The 23,963-nt window shown below is 71.3% G+C and carries 20 protein-coding genes; 10 read left to right on the plus strand and 10 right to left on the minus strand.

The features are described 5' to 3' along the window. Window positions 1–75 precede the first annotated feature (75 nt). Entirely contained in the window at window positions 76–1,890 is a 1,815-nt protein-coding gene (locus tag ACSYGO_RS38275) for an ABC transporter ATP-binding protein (protein ID WP_460389464.1), read from the plus strand. A gap of 121 nt (window positions 1,891–2,011) precedes the next feature. Here ACSYGO_RS38275 and ACSYGO_RS38280 read toward each other — a convergent pair whose 3' ends face one another. Continuing rightward, entirely contained in the window at window positions 2,012–3,862 is a 1,851-nt protein-coding gene (locus tag ACSYGO_RS38280) for an FAD-dependent oxidoreductase (RefSeq protein ID WP_460389465.1), read from the minus strand. 235 nt (window positions 3,863–4,097) lie between these two features. Here ACSYGO_RS38280 and ACSYGO_RS38285 point away from each other — a divergent pair, with 235 nt between their 5' ends. The 7 genes from ACSYGO_RS38285 to ACSYGO_RS38315 all read left to right on the plus strand — a co-directional run bounded on the left by ACSYGO_RS38285 (window position 4,098) and on the right by ACSYGO_RS38315 (window position 9,417). Continuing rightward, window positions 4,098–5,222, plus strand: a complete 1,125-nt coding sequence (locus ACSYGO_RS38285) for a SchA/CurD-like domain-containing protein (protein WP_426676827.1) — start codon at window positions 4,098–4,100, stop codon at window positions 5,220–5,222. Window positions 5,223–5,289: 67 nt separating this feature from the next. Continuing rightward, entirely contained in the window at window positions 5,290–5,772 is a 483-nt protein-coding gene (locus ACSYGO_RS38290) for a cupin domain-containing protein (RefSeq protein WP_426676826.1), read from the plus strand. Then, window positions 5,769–7,046, plus strand: a complete 1,278-nt coding sequence (locus ACSYGO_RS38295) for a beta-ketoacyl-[acyl-carrier-protein] synthase family protein (RefSeq protein ID WP_426676825.1) — start codon at window positions 5,769–5,771, stop codon at window positions 7,044–7,046. Before ACSYGO_RS38290 ends, ACSYGO_RS38295 begins: the two co-directional genes overlap by 4 nt. After that, a complete protein-coding gene (locus ACSYGO_RS38300) occupies window positions 7,043–8,290 on the plus strand; it encodes a ketosynthase chain-length factor (protein ID WP_426676824.1) in 1,248 nt (415 codons plus the stop codon). Before ACSYGO_RS38295 ends, ACSYGO_RS38300 begins: the two co-directional genes overlap by 4 nt. Window positions 8,291–8,315: 25 nt before the next feature. Further along, window positions 8,316–8,573 (plus strand): phosphopantetheine-binding protein, encoded by a 258-nt coding sequence (locus tag ACSYGO_RS38305; RefSeq protein WP_359487939.1) that lies wholly within the window; start codon window positions 8,316–8,318, stop codon window positions 8,571–8,573. A 1-nt stretch (window position 8,574) separates the two neighbouring features. After that, window positions 8,575–9,054 carry an SRPBCC family protein gene (locus ACSYGO_RS38310; protein WP_426676823.1) on the plus strand — a complete coding sequence of 160 codons (480 nt, stop codon included), beginning with the start codon at window positions 8,575–8,577 and terminating at the stop codon, window positions 9,052–9,054. Window positions 9,055–9,081: 27 nt separating this feature from the next. Then, entirely contained in the window at window positions 9,082–9,417 is a 336-nt protein-coding gene (locus tag ACSYGO_RS38315) for a TcmI family type II polyketide cyclase (protein ID WP_095937955.1), read from the plus strand. An 87-nt stretch (window positions 9,418–9,504) separates the two neighbouring features. Here ACSYGO_RS38315 and ACSYGO_RS38320 read toward each other — a convergent pair whose 3' ends face one another. The 6 genes from ACSYGO_RS38320 to ACSYGO_RS38345 form a co-directional block, all read right to left on the minus strand. Further along, complete coding sequence (locus tag ACSYGO_RS38320) at window positions 9,505–10,533, minus strand: methyltransferase (RefSeq protein ID WP_426676822.1); 1,029 nt, start codon at window positions 10,531–10,533, stop codon at window positions 9,505–9,507. 53 nt (window positions 10,534–10,586) lie between these two features. Next, the gene (locus ACSYGO_RS38325) at window positions 10,587–11,651 is read right to left on the minus strand and encodes a right-handed parallel beta-helix repeat-containing protein (RefSeq protein WP_460389466.1); all 1,065 of its coding nucleotides are present in this window, start codon (window positions 11,649–11,651) and stop codon (window positions 10,587–10,589) included. Between the two features lie 179 nt (window positions 11,652–11,830). After that, window positions 11,831–12,421, minus strand: a complete 591-nt coding sequence (locus tag ACSYGO_RS38330) for a hypothetical protein (protein WP_426676820.1) — start codon at window positions 12,419–12,421, stop codon at window positions 11,831–11,833. A gap of 117 nt (window positions 12,422–12,538) precedes the next feature. Continuing rightward, on the minus strand, window positions 12,539–12,769 hold the full coding sequence (locus ACSYGO_RS38335) for a DUF397 domain-containing protein (protein WP_460389467.1): 231 nt from the start codon (window positions 12,767–12,769) through the stop codon (window positions 12,539–12,541). Beyond that, window positions 12,766–13,629, minus strand: a complete 864-nt coding sequence (locus ACSYGO_RS38340) for a helix-turn-helix domain-containing protein (protein WP_426676819.1) — start codon at window positions 13,627–13,629, stop codon at window positions 12,766–12,768. Before ACSYGO_RS38340 ends, ACSYGO_RS38335 begins: the two co-directional genes overlap by 4 nt. Window positions 13,630–13,927: 298 nt before the next feature. Continuing rightward, the gene (locus tag ACSYGO_RS38345) at window positions 13,928–16,147 is read right to left on the minus strand and encodes an NADP-dependent isocitrate dehydrogenase (RefSeq protein ID WP_426676818.1); all 2,220 of its coding nucleotides are present in this window, start codon (window positions 16,145–16,147) and stop codon (window positions 13,928–13,930) included. Between the two features lie 321 nt (window positions 16,148–16,468). Here ACSYGO_RS38345 and ACSYGO_RS38350 point away from each other — a divergent pair, with 321 nt between their 5' ends. After that, complete coding sequence (locus ACSYGO_RS38350; protein WP_426676817.1) at window positions 16,469–18,025, plus strand: M1 family metallopeptidase; 1,557 nt, start codon at window positions 16,469–16,471, stop codon at window positions 18,023–18,025. Between the two features lie 66 nt (window positions 18,026–18,091). Here the strand turns inward: ACSYGO_RS38350 and ACSYGO_RS38355 are convergent, their stop codons facing one another. The 3 genes from ACSYGO_RS38355 to ACSYGO_RS38365 all read right to left on the minus strand — a co-directional run bounded on the left by ACSYGO_RS38355 (window position 18,092) and on the right by ACSYGO_RS38365 (window position 21,407). Continuing rightward, window positions 18,092–19,192, minus strand: coding sequence for a mechanosensitive ion channel family protein (locus ACSYGO_RS38355; RefSeq protein ID WP_426676816.1), 1,101 nt, complete (start codon window positions 19,190–19,192; stop codon window positions 18,092–18,094). A gap of 413 nt (window positions 19,193–19,605) precedes the next feature. Then, on the minus strand, window positions 19,606–20,370 hold the full coding sequence (locus tag ACSYGO_RS38360) for a crotonase/enoyl-CoA hydratase family protein (RefSeq protein WP_460389468.1): 765 nt from the start codon (window positions 20,368–20,370) through the stop codon (window positions 19,606–19,608). A 62-nt stretch (window positions 20,371–20,432) separates the two neighbouring features. Further along, window positions 20,433–21,407, minus strand: coding sequence for a lysylphosphatidylglycerol synthase transmembrane domain-containing protein (locus ACSYGO_RS38365; RefSeq protein WP_426676814.1), 975 nt, complete (start codon window positions 21,405–21,407; stop codon window positions 20,433–20,435). Window positions 21,408–21,695: 288 nt separating this feature from the next. On the opposite strand from ACSYGO_RS38365, the gene ACSYGO_RS38370 reads away from it, so the two are divergent. Then, a complete protein-coding gene (locus tag ACSYGO_RS38370; RefSeq protein ID WP_460389813.1) occupies window positions 21,696–23,618 on the plus strand; it encodes an ABC transporter ATP-binding protein in 1,923 nt (640 codons plus the stop codon). Window positions 23,619–23,963: the final 345 nt, after the last annotated feature.

Consider the following 23,963-nt stretch of genomic DNA (forward strand, 5'->3'; position numbering starts at 1 on the left):
CGCACGGCCATCGAGGCGACCGCAGTTTTGCGGGAGCTCCCGTGGCGGGCTGCCACACGACGACACAGGGTTGGGATGGGATCGCCTGAATCGCGCGAGGTCTCCCCGGGCAGGGGCTCGGTGCTCCTCGCCCTTCGCTACTACGGACGGGAGTTGGCCCGGCTCCGGCGGCTGACGCTCCCCGCCATGCTGTTGCCGGCGCTCGGCAACATCGGCATCAACTACGTGGCGCCGCTGGTCGTCGCGAAGCTCGTCGGCCGGATCGCCGACGACGCCGACACCGGCTTCGGCTCCACACTGCCCTACGTCCTCGGCTTCGCCGCAGTGCTGCTGCTCGCCGAGATGTTCTGGCGCATCGGACTGCACTGCCTGAACCGTCTCGCCGCCCACGGCGTCGAGCGGCTCTACGTGATCGGCATGGACGAGCTGTTCGCCAAGGACGCCGCGTTCTTCCACGACAACTTCGCCGGTGCGCTGACCAAGCGGGTCCTGAGCTTCGCCTCCCGCTTCGAGGAGTTCGTCGACACGATGACCTTCCAGGTGGTGGGCAGGTTCGTGCCGCTGCTGTTCGGGTCGGTCGTGCTCTGGCGCTACGAACCGCTGCTCGTCGTCGGGCTGCTGCTGATGATCGCGCTGACGGCACTGTGCGCGGCGCCCCTCATCCGCCGCCGGCAGGCCCTCGTCGACCAGCGCGAGGAGGCGATCGCCCGGGTGTCCGGCCATGTCGCCGACAGCCTGATGAACATGGACACGGTCCGCGCCTTCGCCGCCGAGGAGCGTGAGGCCGCCGAGCACCGCTCCCGCGTCGCGACGTCACGACGGCTCACCCTGCGGTCGTGGGACTACGGCAACCTGCGCATCGACACGTTCGTCGCGCCGATGTCCGTGCTGACCAACGCGCTGGGCCTGCTGCTCGCGGTCACGCTCAGCGGCAGCGGACAGGGCGTGGAGACCGTCGTCGTCACCTTCACGTACTACACCAACGCGACGCGGATCATGTTCGAGTTCAACCAGATCTACCGCCGCCTGGAGAGCTCGATGACGGAGGCCGCGCAGTTCACCGCACTGCTGCTGACACCGCCGACCGTGCTCGACCCTGCGACGCCGGAACCGCTCACGTCCCGGCCCTCGGACGTCCGTTTCGAGAAGGTGACGTTCGCCCACGCGGGTGCGGAGCCGCTCTTCGCGGACCTCGACCTGGCCGTGCACAGCGGGGCGAAGATCGGCCTCGTCGGCCGTTCCGGCGGCGGGAAGACCACGCTCACCCGGCTGCTGCTGCGGATGACCGACATCGACGCCGGACGGATCCTGATTGGTGGTCAGGACATCAGCAGACTGCGCCAGGCCGACCTGCGGAGCCTGATCGCCTATGTGCCGCAGGACCCGGCGATGTTCCACCGCACGCTGCGGGACAACATCGTGTTCGCCCGCCCCGACGCCAGCGACGCCGAGATGCGCCGCGCGGCCGAGGCGGCCCACGTGACGGAGTTCGCCGACGCGCTGCCGGACGGCTTCGACACGATGGTGGGCGAGCGCGGCATCAAGCTGTCCGGTGGTCAGCGCCAGCGCGTCGCCCTCGCCAGGGCGATCCTGCGCGACGCCCCGATCCTGCTGCTCGACGAGGCGACCAGCGCACTCGACTCGGAGAGCGAGATCCTCGTGCAGGAGGCGCTGTGGCGGCTCATGGAGGGGCGGACCACGCTCGTGGTGGCGCACCGGCTGAGCACGGTCGCCGCGATGGACCGGCTCGTCGTGCTGGACCGGGGCCGGATCGTGGAGCAGGGCACCCACCAGGAGCTGCTCGCCTCGGAGGGCGCGTACGCGAAGCTGTGGCAGCACCAGTCGGGCGGCTTCCTCGACGACAGCCCGGCCCGCGCCGACCTGCGCTGACCTTGGGAGGCGGAGGCCGCACACGGAAGGCCGCAGCAGCACGCCCGCACACGGGAGGCCGTGCCGGACTGTTCCGGCACGGCCTCCCGTTGCTGGTCACGCTGTGGGGCGTGACCGAGGGTCAGCGGCGGTCCAGGACCGCCGCGAGAACCTCACGCAGTGCCGTCGCGGGATCCGCCACCGCCCCTTCCGAGCGCCAGGCGACGAATCCGTCCGGACGGACCAGCACCGCCCCGTCCGCGGTGACGCCGTGGACCGCGGCCCAGTCGGCGTCGCCCTCGGGGATGAGCTCCGCCTCGGGGCCCGCGCCGACCCGGTACGACTCGAGCGGCACGGACATCCGCCGCGCGACCTCCTTCGCCGCGGCGTGCCAGTCGCAGGCGCCGCCCGCCGCGCTCAGCAGCACCGGCGTCCGCTCGTACAGGTCGAGGGTGGAGACCCTCGCGCCGGAGCTGTCGAGCCACATGTGGGGCGCGCGGCTGCCGGGCTCGCCGTTCAGACGCATGCCCTCGGGCACGATCGGCAGCGCCGGGTCGGCACCGAGGACCGCGCCCCGCGGGTACCGGTAGGCCAGCGCCACGTTGAGGATCCCGCCACCGGGGCCACCGGGGCCACCGGGTCCACCGGGACCGCCCGGTCCACCCGGACCGCGGCCGGCAGCCGCACCGGGTCCGCCGGGTCCGCCGGGTCGTCCCGGACCGCGGCCGGCAGCCGCGCCCGGTCCGCCCGGTCCGCCGGGTCCGCCGGGCCCGCCGGGAGCGCCCTGGCCGGAGGGCGCACCGGGACCGCCCGGGCCCGCGGGGCCGCCGACTCCGGGCTCGGGCGTGTAGCCGGGGTGGCTGTGCTCGACGGAACGGGACGAGGCCCGCGCGCTCGTCGCCTGCGCGACCGGACGGCGTTCGGCGTCGTAGGACGTGAGCAGCTCGGGACCGGCCCAGCCGCCCAGTACCGCGGCCAGCTTCCAGGCCAGGTTGTGGGCGTCCTGGATACCGGTGTTCGAGCCGAAGGCGCCGGTCGGGGACATCTCGTGGGCCGAGTCGCCCGCGAGGAACACCCGCCCCTCCCCGTACCGTTCGGCGACCCGCTCGGCGGCGTGCCAGGCGGCCCTGCCGGTGATCTCCACATCGAGGTCCGGTACGCCCACGGCCCGCCTGATGTGCTCCGCGCACCGCTCGTCGGTGAACTCCTCCAGCGTCTCGCCGTGTTCGGGGTGCCAGGGGGCGTGGAAGACCCAGTGCTCCTTGTTGTCGACCGGAAGCAGGGCGCCGTCGGCGTTCTCACTGGTCAGATAGCACACGATGAAGCGCCGGTCGCCGACGAAGTCCGCGAGGCGGCGCGAGGTGAAGGTGACGCTCACGTTGTGGAACAGGTCACCCGGCCCGGTGTGCCCGATGCCCAGACTCTCCCGGATCGGGCTGCGCGGACCGTCCGCGGCGACGAGATAGTCCGCGCGGATGGTCGTGTGCTCGCCCGTCTCGCGGCTCTTCACCCGGGCGGTGACCCCGTCCGAGTCCTGCTCGAACGACATCAACTCCGTGGAGTAGCGCAGGTCTCCGCCCAGCTCCCGGGCACTGCGCAGCAACACCGGCTCAAGGTCGTTCTGGCTGCACAGGCACCACGCCGCGGGGCTGAAGCGGGCGAGCCCGCCACCCGGGTCGATCTGCTTGAACAGCCACTCGCCGGCATCGCCCACCAGGCTCGGCGTCTGCATGATGCCGTGGTTCTCCGCCAGGATCGACGCGGCCTCCTCGATGCGCCGTTGCACCCCGGCCACCCGGAACAGCTCCATCGTGCGCACGTTGTTGCCGCGCCCGCGGGGATGGATCGACGTCCCCGAATGGCGCTCGACAAGTGTGTGGGGCACACCCAGACGCCCCAGGAACAACGAGGTGGACAGCCCCACCAGGGATCCGCCGACGATGAGGACGGGCGTGTGGTGGCCGACCTCGCCGGCCTCTTCCGATCGGTTCATTGATCGCCTCCAGTGTCACCTGCGACACGAGTCAGGTTTGGGGATGCAGGTTCCATGCCCTGTGCGGGCCCGTTCGCGCGGTCGGGGCACCCGGATGACACGCGGTTCACTCGTCCGCACCGTGGGGCTCGCGCACTTCGGGACTCCCACTAACGATCGGCTCATGGCGACCCCGGCCTTTCGGGTACGGCGGTCGTTCCTGACCAATCGTGAAAGAAGAGAAGAGGTGTGCCGGATGACCACTTCGGGACGCATATCGCAGTCGGCGTTCGACGGCTCCAGGCTTCGGGTGATCCTGCTGCTGGACCTGTACGAAGGTGCCCAGCAGCAATTCCTGGACGCGTACGAGCACATGCGCAACCAGGTCGCTTCGGTCCCCGGCCACATCAGCGACCAGCTCTGCCAGTCGATCGAGAATCCCTCGCAGTGGCTCATCACCAGTGAGTGGGAGAGCGCCCCGCCCTTCCTCGCCTGGGTGAACAGCGAGGAGCACGTCGAGACCGTACGGCCGATGCACAACTGCGTTCGGGACACCCGTTCGATGCGCTACAGCATTCTGCGGGAGACCAGCCCGAGCCAGCCGCACGAGGCGACGCAGGGCAGGTCGGACATGCAGGTGGAGGCCCGCGTGGGTGACGGTGTGGCACGCCACGCCCTCACGTTCACCGTGAAGCCCGGTTCGGAGTCGAAGGTCGCCGAGATCCTCGCCGGATACCAGTCCCCCGAGGCACGGGTCGACGACACCACCCGGTTGCGCCGTACCTCTCTGTTCATGCACGGCAACCGTGTCGTGCGTGCCGTGGAGGTCGAGGGCGACCTGCTCGTGGCCCTGCGTCACGTGGCGCGGCAGCCGGAGGTACGGGCGGTCGAGGAGGCCATCAACCCGTACCTGGAGCAGGAGCGGGACCTGACCGACGACGACTCGGCGCGGGTCTTCTTCACCCGGGCGGCGCTCCCGGCGGTGCACCACGTGGTGTCCGGCGGGCCGGCCCCGGCCGATCTGCGGCGCCACGCGCTGTTCTACCCGGCCAAGCGGGGCTGCGGGATGGACCTGGCCCGGCTCCTCGCCCACCAGGACGAGGCGGCGGCGGACGACCCGAAGAGCCCCGTGTACGGCAGCACCGTGTTCCAGCGGGACGACATCGTCGTCCGTCTGATCGACGTCGTGGGCGACCTCGACGCCGACCCCGTCGCCTCCCTCGGCCTCAAGGGCCAGAAGAAGGCGGCGGAGCTGGAGCGACTCCTCGACGGTGCGGCCATCGGCGTCGAGGGCTCCCTGGAGACGGAGCGCAACATCAACCGCCTCCTGTCGCACGCCGACATGCTGCCCATCACCGACCGCAGCTCGGCCGACTCCTGACGGACAAGGCGGCCCCGCTACGGGGCCGCCCCACCCGTCCGTCACTGCAACACCGGAGGAAAGAACCATGATCAAGAAGCATCCACGCATCGTGGACCTCAGCGAGACAGAGCCCAACACCCGGCGCGGCGGCGACATCCGGGCCATGCTGACGCCCGCCACCGCCGGCTCCACCAGCGGCTTCATGGGGCTGGCCATCATCCAGCCCGGTGAGCGCATCGGCGAGCACTACCACCCGTACTCCGAGGAGTTCGTGTACGTGGTCAACGGCAAGCTGGAGGTGGACCTGGACGACGAGGCGTACGCGCTGCAGCCCGAGCAGGGCCTCCTGATCCCGATCAACATGCGGCACCGCTTCCGCAACGTCGGCGACACCGAAGCCCGCATGGTCTTCCACCTGGGCCCGCTCGCTCCCCGCCCGAGCCTCGGCCACGTCGACACGGAAGAGACCGACGCCGCCGTGCCCGGCCGCGCGATGGCCACCGCCGGAGCGGACCTGTCCGCGCCAGACAACGGACGGCCGTCCGAGCGAAGTGGGGCCATAAAGTGACCCGGCGGGTGGCCGTCACCGGTATCGGTGTGGTCGCTCCGGGCGGCACCGGAGCGACGGCGTTCTGGGACCTCCTCGCCAACGGCCGCACCGCGACCCGCGGCATCACGCTGTTCGATCCGGCGGGTCTGCGCTCGCGCATAGCCGCCGAATGCGACTTCGACCCGCTCGAGCAGGGCTTCGACCCCGACCTGCGAGACCACGCCGACCGGTACATACAGTTCGCCGTGGTCGCGGCCCGGGAAGCCGTACGCGACTCCGGACTCGACACCGGCCAGGAGAACCCCTGGCGCGTAGGCGTCTCACTGGGCAGCGCCGTCGGCGGCACCACCCGCCTGGAACACGACTACGTCCTGGTCAGCGAGCGGGGCCGACGGTGGGACGTGGACCACCGCACGGCCGAGCCGCAGCTGCACAAGGCGTTCTCGCCCAGCACGCTCGCCTCCGTCGTGGCCGAGCAGTTCGGTGCCCAGGGGCCCGTCCAGACCGTCTCCACCGGATGCACGTCCGGACTCGACGCGGTCGGCTACGCCTTCCACACCATCGAGGAGGGCCGTGCGGACGTCTGCATAGCCGGCGCGTCCGACTCCCCGATATCCCCGATCACCATGGCCTGCTTCGACGCCATCAAGGCGACGTCGCCGAACAACGACGACCCGGAGCACGCCTCCCGGCCCTTCGACGCGCACCGCAACGGCTTCGTCATGGGTGAGGGCGGCGCCGTCCTCGTCCTGGAGGAGTACGAGCACGCCCGTGCCCGCGGCGCGCACATCTACTGCGAGATAAGCGGCTACGCCACTTACGGCAACGCCTACCACATGACCGGTCTGACCAGTGAGGGACTGGAGATGGCCCGGGCGATCGACACCACGCTCGACCAGGCCCGTCTCGACCCCACCCTGATCGACTACGTCAACGCGCACGGCTCCGGCACCCGGCAGAACGACCGGCACGAGACCGCGGCGGTCAAGCGGTCCCTGGGTGCCCACGCCTACGACACGCCCATGAGCTCCATCAAATCCATGGTGGGGCACTCGCTCGGCGCGATCGGCGCGATCGAGGTGGTCGCCTGCGTCCTGGCACTGAAGAACCAGGTGGTGCCGCCGACGGCGAACTACGAGACCCCCGACCCCGAGTGCGATCTGGACTACGTGCCGCGCACCGCACGTCCGCGGAAGCTGAACAACGTGCTCTCCGTGGGCAGCGGGTTCGGCGGCTTCCAGTCCGCGGTGCTCCTGACCGGGCCGGGCGGGAGGAGCGGGAGGACAAGATGAGCACTGAGCGCCCCCGGGGTGCGGCCATCACCGGCATCGGTGTGATCGCGCCCAACGGCCTGAGCGCCGACGCCTACTGGAAGTCCGTCAGGGAAGGCCTCGGCGTGATCGACCGGATCACCCGCGAGGGATGCGGGCACCTTCCGCTCCGCGTCGCGGGCGAGGTCCGGGCCTTCGACGCCGCGGCCCTCATCGAGGAACGGTTCCTCGTCCAGACCGACCGGTTCAGCCACTTCGCGATGGCCGCGGCCGCCCTCGCCCTCGAGGACGCCGGGCTCGGAAACGGAGACACCGCGGAGCCCTACTCGATCGGCGTGGTCACCGCGGCCGGGTCCGGCGGCGGTGAGTTCGGGCAGCGGGAACTCCAGAAGCTGTGGGGACAGGGCTCCCGCTTCGTCGGCCCGTACCAGTCCATCGCCTGGTTCTACGCCGCGAGCACCGGCCAGATCTCCATCCGCAGCGGCTTCAAGGGTCCCTGCGGTGTGGTCGCCAGCGACGAGGCCGGCGGCCTGGACTCCATCGCCCTCGCGGCCCGCGTGGTGAGACGCGGCACGGACGCGGTGGTCGTCGGAGCCGCGGAGGCGCCCCTCGCCCCGTACTCGATGGTCTGTCAGCTCGGCTACCCCGAGCTCAGCACCGTGCAGGACCCCGAGCGGGCCTACCGGCCCTTCACCTCGGGTGCCTGCGGTTTCGTACCCGCGGAGGGCGGCGCCATCCTCGTCGTGGAGGACGAGGAGCACGCCCGCGAGCGCGGCACGCCCGTCCGGGCCACCGTGGCGGGACACGGCGCCACCTTCACCGGAGCCTCCCGCTGGGACAAGTCCCGTGAGGGACTCGCGCAGGCGATCCGGGTCGCCCTCGACGAAGCGGGCTGCGCGCCGGAGGAGATCGACGTCGTCTTCGCCGACGCCTTCGGCGTACCCGAGGCGGACCGTGCGGAGGCGCTGGCCATCGCCGACGCGCTGGGCGCGCACGGTACCCGCGTGCCCGTCACGGCCCCCAAGACCGGGATCGGGCGCAGCTACTGCGCGGCACCCGTCCTGGACACGGCGGCGGCGGTGCTCGCCATGGAACACGGTCAGGTACCGCCCACCCCGAACGTGTTCGACATCTGCCACGACCTCGACCTGGTGACCTCCAAGGCTCGCCCCGCCGAACTGCACACGGCCCTGGTCCTCTCCCGGGGACTCATGGGCTCCAACGCGGCGCTGGTCGTGCGCCGCGGCGGCGACTCTGCCCGGTAGGACCGGGCGGGAAGGGAGAACAGACATGATCACCGAAGTGACTGTCGGCGAACTGGCCACGCTGATGAAGAAGGCGGCCGGTGTCACCGTCGACCCCATGGAGCTCGCGAAGTCGTCCGACTCGCCGTTCGGCACCCTCGGACTCGACTCGCTCGGCCTGCTGGGCATCGTCGGCGAACTGGAGAACCAGTACAGCCGGCCGCTGCCCGTCGACGCGGAGCGCTGCAGGACACCGCGGGAGTTCCTCGACCTCGTGAACACCACCCTCAAGACTGGAGCCTGAAGTGGCCGGACACACCGAGAACAGCATCACCATCGACGCCCCTCTCGACCTGGTCTGGGACATGACCAACGACATCGAGAACTGGCCCCGCCTGTTCAGCGAGTACGCGTCCGTCGACGTCCTCTCCCGCGAGGGAGACTCGACGACCTTCCGCCTGACCATGCACCCGGACGAGAACGGCACGGTCTGGAGCTGGGTGTCGGAGCGCACCGTGGACCGCGCCGCTCGGACGGTGCGGGCGCGCCGCGTCGAGACGGGCCCCTTCGCCCACATGAACATCCGGTGGGAGTACAAGGAGACCGCCGACGGCGTCCACATGCACTGGGTGCAGGACTTCGCGATGAAGCCCGACGCTCCGGTCGACGACGACTGGATGACGGACAACATCAACCGCAACTCCGTCACGCAGATGGCTCTCATCCGCGACAAGATCGAAAAGGCGGCGCGCGAACGCCAGAGCGCGCCCGCCATGCCCCGCTGACCACAGGACGAGAAAGGACGACCCCCGATGCACCACGCCCTGATCGTCGCCCGCATGGCGCCCGGCTCGGCGCCCGCGATCGCCGACGTGTTCGCCGCCTCCGACCGCGGTGAGCTTCCGCACCTGATCGGCGTCGACCGGCGCAGCCTCTTCCAGTTCGGTGATGTGTACCTGCACCTCATCGAGTCGGAGCAGGACCCCGCGCCGGCCATCGCGAAGGTGGCCGGGCACCCCGAGTTCCGCAGCATCAGCGAGCAGCTGTCGGCGTACGTCAGCGCGTACGACCCGCAGACATGGCGCAGCCCCAAGGACGCCATGGCGCAGTGCTTCTACCGCTGGGAGCGGGAGCCCGCCTCCACCTGACCCGACGCAGCGACAGACCCGAGGCCGCCGGCTCCGCGACGAAGCGGAACCGGCGGCCTCGGGTCTACCGGGAACGAGCGGGGAGGATCAGGCGGGGGTGGTGCACTCGAAGGCGTGCAGATACGGGTTGACCGGGCGGATCTCGCCGATGACCAGGCCGGCGTCCGTCAGCCTGTCGACCATGCTCTGCCGGGTGTGCTTCGCGCCGCCCACGTTGAGCAGCAGCAGCAGGTCCATGGCCGTGGTGAACCCCATCGACGGGGTGTCGTCCACGAGGTTCTCGATGACGACGACACGGGCACCGGGCCGCGCCGCCTTCCGGACGTTCGCCAGCGCCCTGCGGGTGCTGTTGTCGTCCCACTCCAGGATGTTCTTGATGATGTAGACGTCCGCCTGGACCGGGATGTCCTTGCGGCAGTCGCCGGCCACGATGCGCACCCGGTCGGCGAGCGGGCCTGAGTCGCGCAGGCGCGGGTCGGCGTTCTCCACCACCCCGGGCAGGTCGAGCAGCGTGCCGTGCATCGAGGGGTGCTTCTCCAGCAGGCTGGCCACGACCTGGCCCTGGCCGCCGCCGATGTCCGCGACCGAGGACACGCCGCTCAGGTCGAGCAGGGCGGCGACGTCGCGCGCCGACTGCTCGCTGGACGTCGTCATGGCCCGGTTGAACACGTGCGCCGACTCGGGGGCGTCGTTGTTGAGGTAGTCGAAGAACTCCTTGCCGTACACGTCCTCGAAGACGTTGTGGCCGGAGCGGACCGCCTCGTCGAGCTTCGGCCAGACGTTCCACGTCCAGGGCTCGGTGCACCACAGGGCGATGTACCGCAGGCTCTGCGGGTCGTCCTCGCGCAGCAGCCGGGACATCTCCGTGTGGACGAAGGTGCCGTCGGGGCGCTCCGCGAAGACGCCCTGGCAGGTCAGGGCGCGCAGCAGCCGGCGCAGCGTGTTCGGCTGCGTCTTCACCGCCGCCGCCAGGTCCTCCACGCTCATGGGCTTGTCGTCGAGGGCGTCGGCCACGCCCAGGCGGGCCGCGGCCCGGACGGCGGCGGCGCGGGCCGCACCGAAAACGAGCTCCCTGAACCGCATGGACGGTGGGGGAGCCTGCTCAACCGTGGTCATCCATTGCCTCGCTTCTGCTGTCGTGCTCTGTGGGGGGTGGGGGGAGGGGCCGGTCAGCACATGCCGGCGGGCTGGGAGACAGCGCACCGGTTGCCGCGGAAGGTGTTGCCCTTGCCGGTGTCCCGGTTGGCCAGGTCGGCGGCGCCGTTGCGCAGCACGACGTTGTCGCGGATCACGTTGTTCTGGTTCTGCGCGCCGACGAAGCTCTTGAACAGGACGATGCCGCCGGACAGCGGGGAGCTGCCCACGTTGTCCTCGACCCTGTTCTTCGTCACGCGTGCGTCCTCGGCGCCGGTCAGGACGATGCCCGAGCCCTGGAGGAAGGGCAGGCGGGGGGTCTTGGCGCAGTACTTGTTGTTGGCGTGGACGTAGTTGTGGTCGACGCTCAGGGCTCCGACGCGCGGCTTGTTCTCGTCGCCGACGACGAACACGGCGGTGCAGTTGCCCGTGGCCTCGTTGTGGTCGACGCTCAGGTTGCGCAGCCGTCGCACCGTGACACCGATCCGGTTCCCGGAGGCCAGGTTGTGGCTGATCACCGTGCCCTTGGCGTCCCGGGCGCCCTCTTCGGTGTCGACGGTGTTGGACACGAACAGTCCGGCGTCGCCGTTGTTCCTGACGGTGTTGTGGCGGAACACGCCGCGGACGGACCGCTCCTGGGCGATGCCCCACTGGCCGTTCTTCTCGGAGGTCACGTTCCGGACGGTCAGGCGGTCGGTGCCGGACGCCCACAGGCCCTGCTTGGCGAAGCCGCTGAGGGTCAGTGACCTGACGGTGACCCCGGTGACGGGGTTGCGCTCGGTGCCCGTCACGCAGATGCCGTTGCCGGCCTTGGCGCACGCGCTGCTCTTGTCGGCCGTCTTCGGCACGATGACGGTGGACCGGGCGTCGGAACCGCGCAGCGTCAGGTTCGACACCGTGACGCTGACGCTCTCGTGGTAGGTGCCGGGGGAGAGGAGGACGGTGTCCCCCGGCCGGGCGGAGTTCACGGCCTTCTGGATCGACTCGCCGGGGCTGACCCGGTGCACCGTCAGGTAGTCGGCGGACGGGGCGGCGGCGCCCAGCCCCGATGCCACGACGGCCGCGGTGCAGGCGAGGTAGGCCATCTGTCGTTTGGTCATAGGCCGAAGCTATGAGGGGGTGTTCCGGCCCGCCACCGCTGATCCCCCAGGTGGGCAGCGCTTGTCGCCCTTCCGCGCGGGCGGTTCGGCCGTACGCGTGTCCGCCGCCCGCCGGCCGTGCCTTTCCCTGTGTCAGGGGGCCGCCGTGCCGGGCGGCTTCGGCCGTCCCCGCGGCGCGGTCACGGCCTGACGAGGGGAAGCTGACGCGGCACGCGCCGGGCGGGCGGCACCGGTAACTGCTCGACCCGGACGTCGAGCAGCGAGTGCCGGCAGTGGTACGAGGGGACGGTGTCGACGAGCAGCAGATACGTGATCGTCGTGCCGCTGCCGATCCGTCCGGGGCCGATGCTCAGCTCCGAGCCGAGCACCGAGACCGGCGGGGGCTGCGCCGCGCTCGGCTCCGACTCCGTGGTGACCATTTCGAGGTACGGCACGGCGAGGTCCACGCGGATGGGCTGCCCCCGGTCGAACGCGCTGCTCGGGATGTCGCGCCGGCCGGGGTTGGTGAGCACCAGCCGCACCAGGTGCGGATCGGTCAGCAGGGTGCCGTTGCGCCGGATCTCCAGACGGCCGCCGACGAGCTGGTGGACCAGCGGGTCGTGGCCCGTCGTGTACGTCAGGCGCCGCCTGGGGTGGGAGGCGCGCAGCGCGGCCCAGATCGCGCCGCCGCCCATGAGGACGGCCACGGCGACTCCGGCCGCGGTCCAGAAGGTCTCCGCGGTGTAGAAGGCGCCGGACGCGACGGGCGCGAGGGTTCGAACGTGGTACACGGGCAGCCCGACGCGCCGAGGGGCCGGCCGCGCGTCGTACTCCATTCGTACGTGCGGCAACGTTCCGGTACTTCCCTCACCGCCCCGGCCCGCCGACGGTCCCGTGCTGACGAAGAATCAGGGACGGCCCCCGTCGCCGTGGTCCGCCGCGTCCAGGAACGCGGTCCACTCGGCGGGGGCGAAGACGAGCGCGGGGCCGCCGGTGTCCTTGGAGTCCCGTACGGCGACGAGACCCTCGACGAAGGCGACCTCGACGCACGCGCCGTTCCCGGAACTGCGACGGCTCCTGCGCCACGCGGCGCCGCTCAGGTCGACCTGCCGGCCCGTCCGTCCGTCGTGCCTGCTCATGTGCTGTACATCTCCCTTGCGATCTTCTCCAGGGTGGCGGAGGTCTCCTGCGGATCGGGGGCCGCGGCCCGCACCAGGTCGAAGGTCTGGATGAAGGTGCGGACGTCGCGCTCCTTCTCCAGGTACACGTTTCCTGCGATGGAGTTGACGTAGACGACGGTGGGCGTGCGGGGCTCGAACTCCAGCAGGGAGAAGGTCCCGGCGAGCGCCGCGTGGGCGCCCTTCGCCGTCGGCATGACCTGGATGGTCACGTTCGGCAGGGCCGTCGTCTCGGCCAGGTGGGCGAGCTGGGCCGCCATGACGTCCCGGCCGCCGACCGGGCGGCGCAGCGCGCTCTCCTCCAGCACCACCCACAGCTCCAGCGGCTCGGGCTCGCGGGTGAGCAGCGCCTGGCGCTCCTTGCGGAAGCGCACCAGCTGGTCCACCTCGTAGGGCTCGTTCGGCCGGGCGGCGGCGATCACCGCGCGGGCGTAGTCCTCGGTCTGGAGCAGACCGTGGACGAACGTGGGTTCGTACGAGCGCAGGGCGCGGGCGTCGGACTCCAGGCCCGCGTAGGTGGCCATGCCCGAGGGCAGCACCTCCCCGTAGTGCGCCCACCAGCCCTGCTGCTGGGCGTCCTTGTGGATCTGCATGACCGTCTCGGTCTGCGCGGGGTCGGTGACGCCGTACCACTGGAGCAGGTCCCGGACGTCGCGTGCCTTGATGGGTGCCTGTCCCGTCTCCACGCGGCTGATCTTGGACATGGAGCACTCCAGGTGCGCCGCGACGTCCTCGATCTTCTTGCCCGCGTGCTCGCGCAGTCTGCGCAGCTCGGACCCGAGCTGACGGCGTCGTACGGTCGGTCCACCGGCTGTGGCCATCGTCCCTCCCCACACCGGACGTGCTGGCTTCTTGCTCGACGCAAGTGTGCCCGCCCGCCAACTCCCCTGTCATCCCTTTCAGTTGGTTCGAGACATTTGGCTGACGCACTTGCGTGGAGGAAGTCGCCCGGTCGCGCCGCGGCGTGCGCCCCCGACAGTACGAAACCGCCCCGGCCGGAGGATCCGGCCGGGGCGGCACGTCGCGGACCAGGTCCGCGGAGGTGTCACGGTCACGGACCGCACAGGGTCCGTGCGCGTTGCACGGTCACGGACCGGGGTCCGTGGCAGGGCGCGTGGATCAGGCGAGGGTCGCCAGCGCCTCGTTCCAGGTCGCCGACGGGCGCATGATCGCGGCGGCCTTGGCGGGGTCGGGCTGGTAGTAGCCGCCGATCTCGGCCGGGGAGCCCTGGGCCGCGATCAGCTCGTCGACGATGGCCTGCTGCTGCGCGGTGAGCGTCTCGGCGAGCGGGCCGAACGCCTTCGCGAGGTCCGCGTCGTCGGTCTGCGCGGCCAGCTCCTGCGCCCAGTACAGGGACAGGAAGAAGTGGCTGCCGCGGTTGTCGATGCCGCCGACGCGACGGGTCGGGGACTTGTCCTCGTTGAGGAAGGTCGCCGTGGCGCGGTCGAGGGTGTCGGCGAGGACCTGGGCGCGAGCGTTGCCCGTGGTCGTCGCGAGGTGCTCGAAGCTGGACGCCAGCGCGAGGAACTCGCCGAGGCTGTCCCAGCGCAGGTAGTTCTCCTTGACCAGCTGCTGCACGTGCTTCGGGGCGGAGCCGCCGGCACCGGTCTCGAACAGACCGCCGCCCGCCATCAGCGGGACGATCGACAGCATCTTGGCGCTGGTGCCCAGCTCCAGGATCGGGAACAGGTCGGTCAGGTAGTCGCGCAGCACGTTGCCGGTGACGGAGATGGTGTTCTCGCCGCGGCGGATGCGCTCCACGGACAGCTTCGTCGCCTCGACGGGGGACAGGATGCGGATGTCCAGGCCCTCGGTGTCGTGCTCCGGCAGGTACTGCTTGACCTTCTCGATGAGCACGGCGTCGTGCGCGCGGCTCTCGTCGAGCCAGAACACCGCCGGGTCGCCGGTGGCGCGGGCGCGGGTGACGGCCAGCTTCACCCAGTCCTTGATCGGAGCGTCCTTGGTCTGGCAGGACCGGAAGATGTCGCCCGCGGAGACCGTCTGCTCCAGGACGACGTTGCCGGCCTCGTCGACCAGACGGACCGTGCCGGTGGTGGGGATCTCGAAGGTCTTGTCGTGGCTGCCGTACTCCTCGGCCTTCTGCGCCATCAGACCGACGTTCGGGACGGTGCCCATGGTCGACGGGTCGAAGGCGCCGTTGGCGCGGCAGTCGTCGATGACGACCTGGTAGACACCCGCGTAGCTGCTGTCCGGCAGGACCGCGAGGGTGTCGTGCTCCTGGCCGTCCGGGCCCCACATGTGGCCCGAGGTGCGGATCATGGCCGGCATGGAGGCGTCGACGATGACGTCGGACGGGACGTGCAGGTTGGTGATGCCCTTGTCGGAGTCGACCATCGCCAGCTCCGGGCCCTCGGCGAGCTCGGCGTCGAAGGAGGCCTTGATCTCGGCGCCCTCGGGCAGGGACTCCAGGCCCTTGAAGATGCCGCCCAGACCGTCGTTCGGGGTCAGGCCGGCGGCGGCCAGGGTGTGGCCGTACGTCGCGAACGTCTTCGGGAAGAAGGCGCGCACCACGTGGCCGAAGACGATCGGGTCGGAGACCTTCATCATCGTGGCCTTGAGGTGCACGGAGAAGAGCACGCCCTCGGCCTTGGCGCGGGCGATCTGGGCGGTGAGGAACTCGCGCAGCGGCGCGACGTGCATCACGGACGCGTCGACGACCTCGCCGGCGCGGACCGGTACGGACTCGCGCAGCACGGTGGTGGAGCCGTCGTCGCCGGCCAGCTCGATGCGGAGCGCGCCCGCCTCGGAGATCACCGTGGACTTCTCCGTCGAGCGGAAGTCGTCGACACCCATGGTGGTGACGTTCGTCTTCGACTCGGGGGTCCACTTGCCCATGCGGTGCGGGTGGGTCTTGGCGTAGTTCTTGACCGACGCGGGGGCGCGGCGGTCGGAGTTGCCCTCGCGCAGGACCGGGTTCACGGCGCTGCCCTTGACCTTGTCGTAACGGGCGCGGATGTCGCGCTCCTCGTCCGACTTCGGGTCGTCCGGGTAGTCCGGAAGCGCGTAGCCCTGCCCCTGGAGCTCGGCGATCGCGGCCTTCAGCTGCGGGATGGACGCCGAGATGTTCGGCAGCTTGATGATGTTCGCCTCGGGCGTCTTGGCGAGCTCACCGAGCTCCGACAGGGCGTCCGCGATGCGCTGGCCCTCCGAGAGGAACTCGGGGAAGAGGGCGATGATGCGCCCGGCCAGCGAGATGTCGCGGGTCTCCACAGCGACGCCGGCCTGCGAGGCGTAGGCCTGGACCACCGGCAGGAACGAATACGTCGCCAGGGCCGGGGCCTCGTCAGTGTGCGTATAGATGATGGTCGAGTCAGTCACCGGGTGCTCCGCTCCACGTCTGCAACATTGCTCGACATCAAGATATCTCGTGAGCGACCCCGGTTCGACAGGGGTCCGCTCCGGTCCGCCGCGCGGCGGAGCCTTCACGGGCCGCCGGCCGCGCATGGCGACCGAGCGTGACGGCCGGGACACCGGTGACAGCAGTAACCACATGTGAACAGAGAAGTGAACAGAGAAAAGGCGTGCCGCAGGCAACCGCACTCTCCTCTCACGCGTACTGCAAGTGGATCGACCAGCACAGTCGATCACCACATCCGACGGCGCGGCACCCGACCCGGGCCGTCCGAACGAAAGCGGACCATGAGATATCGCACCAGAGTGACGGCCCCGGCCGCAGCACTGATAGGCACGGCCGCCGCGCTCGCCACGGGGCCCGCGGCCCACGCGCGGACCTCGGGCTTACGGGGTGACGGCGCGGGATCCCCGGGCGCGGAGACCCTCGGCGACCCCGTCTTCCCGGCGCTCGGCAACGACGGCTACCGCGTGGCGGCCTACCACCTCGACCTCGCGTACGACGCGGCCACCCGCCTCGTGGACGCCACCGCGACCCTCACGCTGCACACCACCCAGGCCCTGACCCGCTTCTCGCTCGATGCCCTCGGCCTGGACATCCGCTCCGTACGCGTCGGCGGCGCGCCCGCCGTCTTCGAGCAGGTGGAGGAGAAGCTGCGCGTCACGCCCGCCCGGATCCTGCCGGACCGGGCCCGGGTCACCGTCTGCGTCGAGTACACGGCCGACCCGGCCAGGAAGCTCGCGCACACCGCGTGGGTCCCGACGCCCGACGGGTTCGCCGTGTGCCCGCAGCCGAACTCCGCGCACACCGTCTTCCCGTGCAACGACCACCCCACGGACAAGGCGTCCTTCACCTTCCGCGTCACCGTGCCCGGCACGCTGCGCGGAGTCGCGAGCGGCACCCTGGTGCGCACGGAGAGCCTCGGCGGCGACCGGACCGCGTACACCTACCGCTCCCGCTCCCCGATCGCCACCGAACTCGTCCAGATCACGGTCGGCGACTACACCGTCACCTCACGGCAGGGACCGAACGGCCTGGCGCTGCGCGACGTGGTGCCGACCGCACGGGCCGCCGCGCTCGAACCCGCGCTCGCCCTGACCCCCGGCCTGCTGGAGTGGCTGGAACAGCGGCTCGGCGCGTACCCCTTCGAGACGTACGGCCTGCTGCCGTGCAACTCGGACGATCCGAACGCCTTCGACTTCACCGGCCTGGAGACGCAGACGCTGACGCTCTACAAGCCGAACTTCCTGCTCCAGGAGGAGAAGAAGATCGGCTCGCACATGATGCACGAGCTGGTCCACTCCTGGTTCGGCAACAGCGTCAGCCCGGCCAGCTGGGCCGACCTGTGGCTCAACGAGGGCCACGCCGACTTCTATGGGCTGCTCTACCGCTACGAGCGCGGCTGGCCCGACTCCCTCGGCCTGACCACCATGGAAGCCCGCATGAAGGACACCTACGCCAGGGGCGACCAGTGGCGGCAGAGCTCCGGGCCGGTCGCCGCGCCGAACGCCGCGAACCTCTTCGACAGCCAGCGCTACCTGGGCGGCGTGCTGGTCCTGTACGCGCTGCGTGAGGCCGTCGGCGAGGACGTCTTCAACCGCATCGAACGCACCTTCCTGGAGCGCCACCGCAACTCCGCGGCGACCACCCAGGACTACATGGCGGTCGCCTCCGAGGTCTCCGGCCAGGACCAGACCGGCTTCCTCGGGGACTGGCTGTACGGCACCAGGACGCCGCGCATGCCGAACCATCCCGACTGGACGGTCACCCCGGTGATCCCGGGCTTCGTCGCTCCCCGCAACCGCGGGAGCGGCCACTACCACGACGCGTCCGCCACGCTCTGAGCGGACAGGAGCCGGGCGGACGCGTTCCGCCCGGCTCCGTGGCCGTGCCGTGGCCGTACGTCCTGGCTACGGCAGCTTCGTGGCCTCGCGCTGGTGGGGGATGCCCGCCTCGGGGATGCCGGCCTCGGGGACGCCCGGTCCACCGGGTTGCAGAGCGACCGTGCGTGCGGGCGCCGGAATGCGGATGCCCTCCTCCCGGTAGCGCTTGTGCAGGCGCTTGATGAACTCGTGCTTGATCCGGTACTGGTCGCTGAACTCGCCCACCCCGAGGATCACCGTGAAGCCGATCCGGGAGTCGCCGAAGGTGTGGAAGCGCACGGCGGGTTCGTGGTCCGGCACGGCACCGGTGATCTCGGTCATCACTTCCGTCACGACCTCGCTGGTCACCCGCTCCACGTGCTCCAGGTCGCTGTCGTAGCCGACGCCGACCTGGACCGTCAGCGTCATCTGCTGCTCGGGCCGGGTGAAGTTGGTCATGTTGGTGCCGGAGAGCTGGGCGTTGGGGATGATGACCAGGTTGTTGGAGAGCTGACGGACCGTGGTGTTGCGCCAGTTGATGTCGACCACGTAGCCCTCCTCACCGCTGCTGAGGCGGATGTAGTCGCCGGGCTGGATCGTCTTCGACGCCAGGATGTGCACACCGGCGAAGAGGTTGGCGAGGGTGTCCTGGAGGGCGAGGGCCACCGCAAGACCGCCCACGCCCAACGCCGTGAGCAGCGGGGCTATCGAGATGCCCAGCGTCTGGAGGACGACGAGGAATCCCATCGCCAGCACCAGCACCCTGGTGATGTTGACGAAGATGGTCGCCGACGCCGCGACGCCCGAACGGGACTGCGCCACGGCCCGGACCAGTCCGGTGATCACCCGCGCCGCCGTCACCGTCGAGACCAGGATGAGCAGCACGGTCAGGGACCGGTTGACGTTGCGTCCGACGACCGAGGTCAGCGGCAGCACCGCGGCGGCCGACGCGACACCGCCGGCGAACGCCGCCCAGGGCACCAGGGTGCGCAGCGCGTCGACGATGACGTCGTCGCCGCCCCACCGCGTGCGCTCGGCGTGCTTGCCCAGCCAGCGCAGCAGTACTCGTAGAAGGAACGCCGCCAGCAGGCCGGCGGCGACGGCTATGCCCGCGACCATCAGGTCGTCCAGGGTGAGGGCGCGTTTCACCGGTGACCTCCCTCGTGTCCGGGACCGGGGAGAGGGCCCGCGGGCCGAATGCGCTGTGTCGTCACTTGCCACCTGCTCGAATCCGGGAATGCACGATCACGCCCGGACCGGTGTTCGCCGTCCGGGGCGAGCGCTCATCCTGCCGCATCCGGCTGTCCACCCGTCACCACCCCCGAACGGAACCGGCCTTGGCGGTCGGAGCACGCGGGACGGTACCGGCCTTGACGTCCAGAGCGTGCGGGACGGTACCGGCCTCGATGTCCGGAGCGCCCGGCACGCTACCGGCCTCGACGTCAGGGCGACGACACCCGGGCGGAAACCGGCTTCTGCGTCCGGACCGCCACCGGCGACGGCCCGGCGCTTCCGGCCGGTCCGTGCCCGCCCACCCCGGACATCGGGGTGGTGAGCTTGTGTCAGGCCGGGTCGAAGGAACCGTGGCGGCCCGCGCCCGCGCTGAAGCGCGCGGCTCCCTCCTGGCTCTCGGCCAGCACGCCCATGCCGTGCAGGAGTTCCGTGCGCATGGCGGCCTTCTCGACCAGTCCCTCCTGGTCGAGGACCGAGGCGCGGTCGCTGCGCAGGCACGCCTGCGGGAAGTCGGCGATCGTGGCGGCGAGGAGTTCCGCCTCCGCGCGGGCCCGGCCGGTCGGGACCAGGCGGTTGGCGAGGCCCGTCTCGAACGCCTCGCGTGCGGGCACCGCCCGCCCGGTGAGGATCATGTCCATCGCGCGACTGGTGCCGATGAGACGGGGCAGCCGTACCGTCCCGCCGTCGATGAGCGGCACACCCCAGCGCCGGCAGAACACGCCGAAGACGGCGTCCTCCTCGGCGACCCGCAGATCGCACCAGAGCGCCAGCTCCAGGCCTCCGGCCACGGCGTGGCCCGCGACCGCCGCGATCACCGGTTTGGACAGCCGCAATCGGGTGGGACCCATGGGCCCGTCGCCGTCCTCGGTGACCTCGTTGCCGCGCTCGGTGCCGATGGCCTTGAGGTCCGCGCCCGCACAGAACGTGCCGCCCTCGCCCCAGAGCACGGCGACCCTCGCCGTCTCGTCCGCCTCGAACTCACGGAAGGCGGCGGCGAGTTCGGCGGCGGTCGGTCCGTCCACCGCGTTGCGGGCGGCGGGCCGTGAGAGGACCACCGTGCTGACGTGCCCCTGACGTTCGACGCGGACGGCCATCGGTGGACCCCTTCCTTCGAACGATGCGTTCGGTGCGGGCCGAGGTTACCCGCGCCGGCGGCTCAGATCACCTTCCAGCGGACCAGCGCGCCCAGCGTCAGCGCCCCGGGCAGCAGCGGCAGCCACACCGTGATGATCCGGTACGCCAGGACCACCGCCGTCGCCACGGCGGCCGGGCCGCCCGCCGCGACGAGGGCGACGACCAGCGCGGCCTCCACCGAACCGATCCCGCCCGGCGTCGGGACCAGTGCGACCGCGGCCGTCGCGGCCAGATAGGCGACCGCCATGTGCGCGGGCGGGACCGGCAGCCCCAGTGCCTGCCCCACGGCCGCCAGCCCGGCCGCCTGGAGCAGCGGGAAGGCCAGCGATCCGCCCCACAGGGCGAGCGCCCGGGCGGGCCGCGAGTGCACCGAACGGGCCTCGGCGAGCGCGGTGCGCACGAAGGAGAGGACGGCCGTGCGCAGCCGCCGTACGAGGACGAGGACCGCCACCGCCGCGCACGCCGCCACGCCGACGCACAGCAGCAGCGGGCCGAGCGCCCCCTCGGGCAGCAGGCTGCCGAGCCGCAGCGCGCCCGGGAACGCGATCAGCAGTCCCACGAGCAGACCGATCCGGGCGATGGACTCCGCCAGCATGTACAGCGCGAGCGCGGCCGACGAGCGGGCGAGGGGCACGCCGCACACCGTCATGAACCGCAGATTGACCGCGCTGGCGCCCAGGCCCGTCGGCAGCAGGTGGTTGGCCGCGCCCGCCGCGAACTGGGTCGCGAGCAGCCGCCGTGCGGGCAGCCGCTCCACGACCGCTCCCTGGCGGGTGACGGCCGCCGCGACCCAGGTCAGGCAGGTCGCCACGGCCGCGGCGAGGAGCCAGGGCCACTCGGCGGACTCCAGATGGCCGAAGCCCTCGGCGAGCACCGACCGATGGCGTACCCCGACCACCAGGACCAGGGCGAGCGGGAGCAGACACAGGGCCGGCCGGACGGCAGGCCGCAGGGGGAAGCGTCGGGGGAGTCCCTGGGGGAGTCGTACCGCAGTCACATCGGGAGAGGTTTTCCACACCGCACCAACGTGGGGTTGCGGGAGCGGAGACGGCGGCTGACACGCCGGGCAAGGTGCGGGAGGGGCCGCTTCCCGGTGCTGAGGGCTCATGGGCTCCTTCGTGCTGACGGACGCGCGTGCGACGCGTGCGGACCCGGCACCGGACTTCCCCGCGAAGTCCGCGGACTTCTTCGTACAAGGCGGGATGCTTTTCGCACAACGTGGCGGATTCTTCGCCCGGTCATTGACCTCAACATTGCTTGAGGTCCTACCGTCTCTCCCATGAGCATGGAGACCACAGCCTGGACACAGCTGCACAGCGTCATGACCGCGCAGCAGGAGCGCCGGCCCTTCGCCCGCGCGACGCTGCGCCGCATCGGCGCCTTCGCCCGCCCGCACCGCCGCCGCATCGGACAGTTCGTGGGCCTCAGCGTGGTGACCGCGCTGCTCGCCGTCGCGACGCCGGTGCTCGCGGGGCACGTCGTGGACGCCATCGTGTCCGGCGGCGACGAGGACACCGTCATCCGCCTTGCCGTGCTCATCGCGGTCATCGCCGTCGCCGAGGCGGCGCTCGGGCTGCTCGGCCGCTGGCTCTCGTCGACGCTCGGCGAGGGACTCATCCTCGATCTGCGGACGGCTGTGTTCGATCATGTGCAGCGCATGCCGGTCGCGTTCTTCACACGCACTCGTACGGGCGCGCTCGTCAGTCGTCTCAACAACGACGTCATCGGCGCCCAGCGCGCCTTCAGCAACACCCTGTCCGGAGTGGTCGGCAACCTCGTGACGCTGCTGCTCACCCTCGTCGTCATGCTCACCCTGTCGTGGCAGATCACCCTGCTCGCGCTCGTGCTGCTGCCGGTGTTCGTGGCGCCCGCACGGCGGATGGGCGGCCGCATGGCCAGGCTCCAGCGCGAGGCGGCCGACCTCAACGCCGCCATGGGCACCCGGATGACCGAGCGCTTCTCCGCACCCGGCGCGACGCTCGTCAAGCTCTTCGGGCGGCCCGAGGAGGAGTCCACCGAGTTCGCGGCACGCGCCCGGCGCGTACGGGACATCGGCGTCCGCACGGCGATGGCGCAGTCCACGTTCATCACCGCCCTGACGCTCGTCTCCGCGCTGGCCCTCGCCCTCGTCTACGGACTCGGCGGCTGGTTCGCGCTGCGCGGCTCCCTGGAACCGGGCGCCGTCGTCTCGCTGGCGCTGCTGCTGACCCGCCTGTACGCGCCGCTCACCTCGCTCGCCGGAGCACGCGTCGAGGTCATGAGCGCCCTGGTCAGCTTCGAGCGCGTCTTCGAGGTCCTCGACCTGAAGCCGCTCATCGAGGAGAAACCGGACGCCCGCACCCTGCCCGAGGGACCCGCGTCCGTGGAGTTCGACGGCGTCCGCTTCACCTACCCGTCGGCCGACAAGGTCTCCCTCGCCTCCCTCGAAGAGGTCGCCGCGCTGGACACCCGGGGCGGCGCCGAAGTCCTGCACGGCATCTCGTTCCGCGCCGAACCCGGGCAGACCGTCGCGCTCGTCGGCTCCTCCGGCGCGGGCAAGTCGACCATCGCGCAGCTGCTGCCGCGCCTCTACGACACCGACGACGGCGCCGTCCGGGTCGGCGGCGTCGACGTCCGCGACCTGAGCGCCGTGACGATGCGCGAGACCCTCGGCATGGTCACCCAGGACGGGCACCTGTTCCACGACTCGGTCCGCGAGAACCTGCTGCTGGCCCGCCCGTCCGCGAGCGAGGACGAACTGTGGGACGTGCTGCGCCGTGCCCGCCTCGACGCACTCGTCCGTTCCCTGCCCGACGGCCTGGACACGGTGGTCGGCGAACGCGGCTACCGGCTCTCCGGGGGCGAGCGCCAGCGCATGACCATCGCCCGCCTGCTGCTGGCCCGTCAGCGCGTCGTCATCCTCGACGAGGCCACCGCCCATCTCGACAACACCTCGGAGGCAGCCGTCCAGGAGGCGCTCGCCGAGGCGCTGGAAGGGCGCACCGCCGTGGTGATCGCCCACCGGCTCTCGACCGTGCGGGCCGCCGACGTCATCCTCGTCGTCGAGGCGGGACGGATCGTGGAACGCGGCACGCACGACGAACTGCTGGAGGCCGGCGGCCGGTACGCGGAGCTGTACCGGACGCAGTTCGACCAGCACGCGGTGAACGAGGCACCGCGGGACGCGGACGTACAGGACATCGAGGCTGCGGGCGAGGCTGTGGCGTAACCGCCACGGCGGCCGGCCCGTGGCTCAGGCACAAGGACGGCCGTGGCCGTGGCCGCCGCGACGGGTGGGCTCGCGGCACCGGTGCCGCGACGGGCGGGACTGTGGCCTGCTGGTGCAGCGGCCGGCCCCGCGGTCCCGGCGGCGGACAGTGGCCGTGACCGCCGCGGCGGCCCGCCCCCGGCACGGGTGCCGCGGCGGGTGAGCCGGTGGCCGCCGCGGCACCGGCCGGGCCGTGTGGGGTCGCGCCCCGTCGCCGGGGGCGCGACCCCACCGTCCCCATGTCCCGCGCCCGGCGTCACGGATAGGGTGAGCAGTGATCGACACGCTGGGCGGGGGAGGAGCGGC

Source organism: Streptomyces krungchingensis (assembly GCF_054729265.1).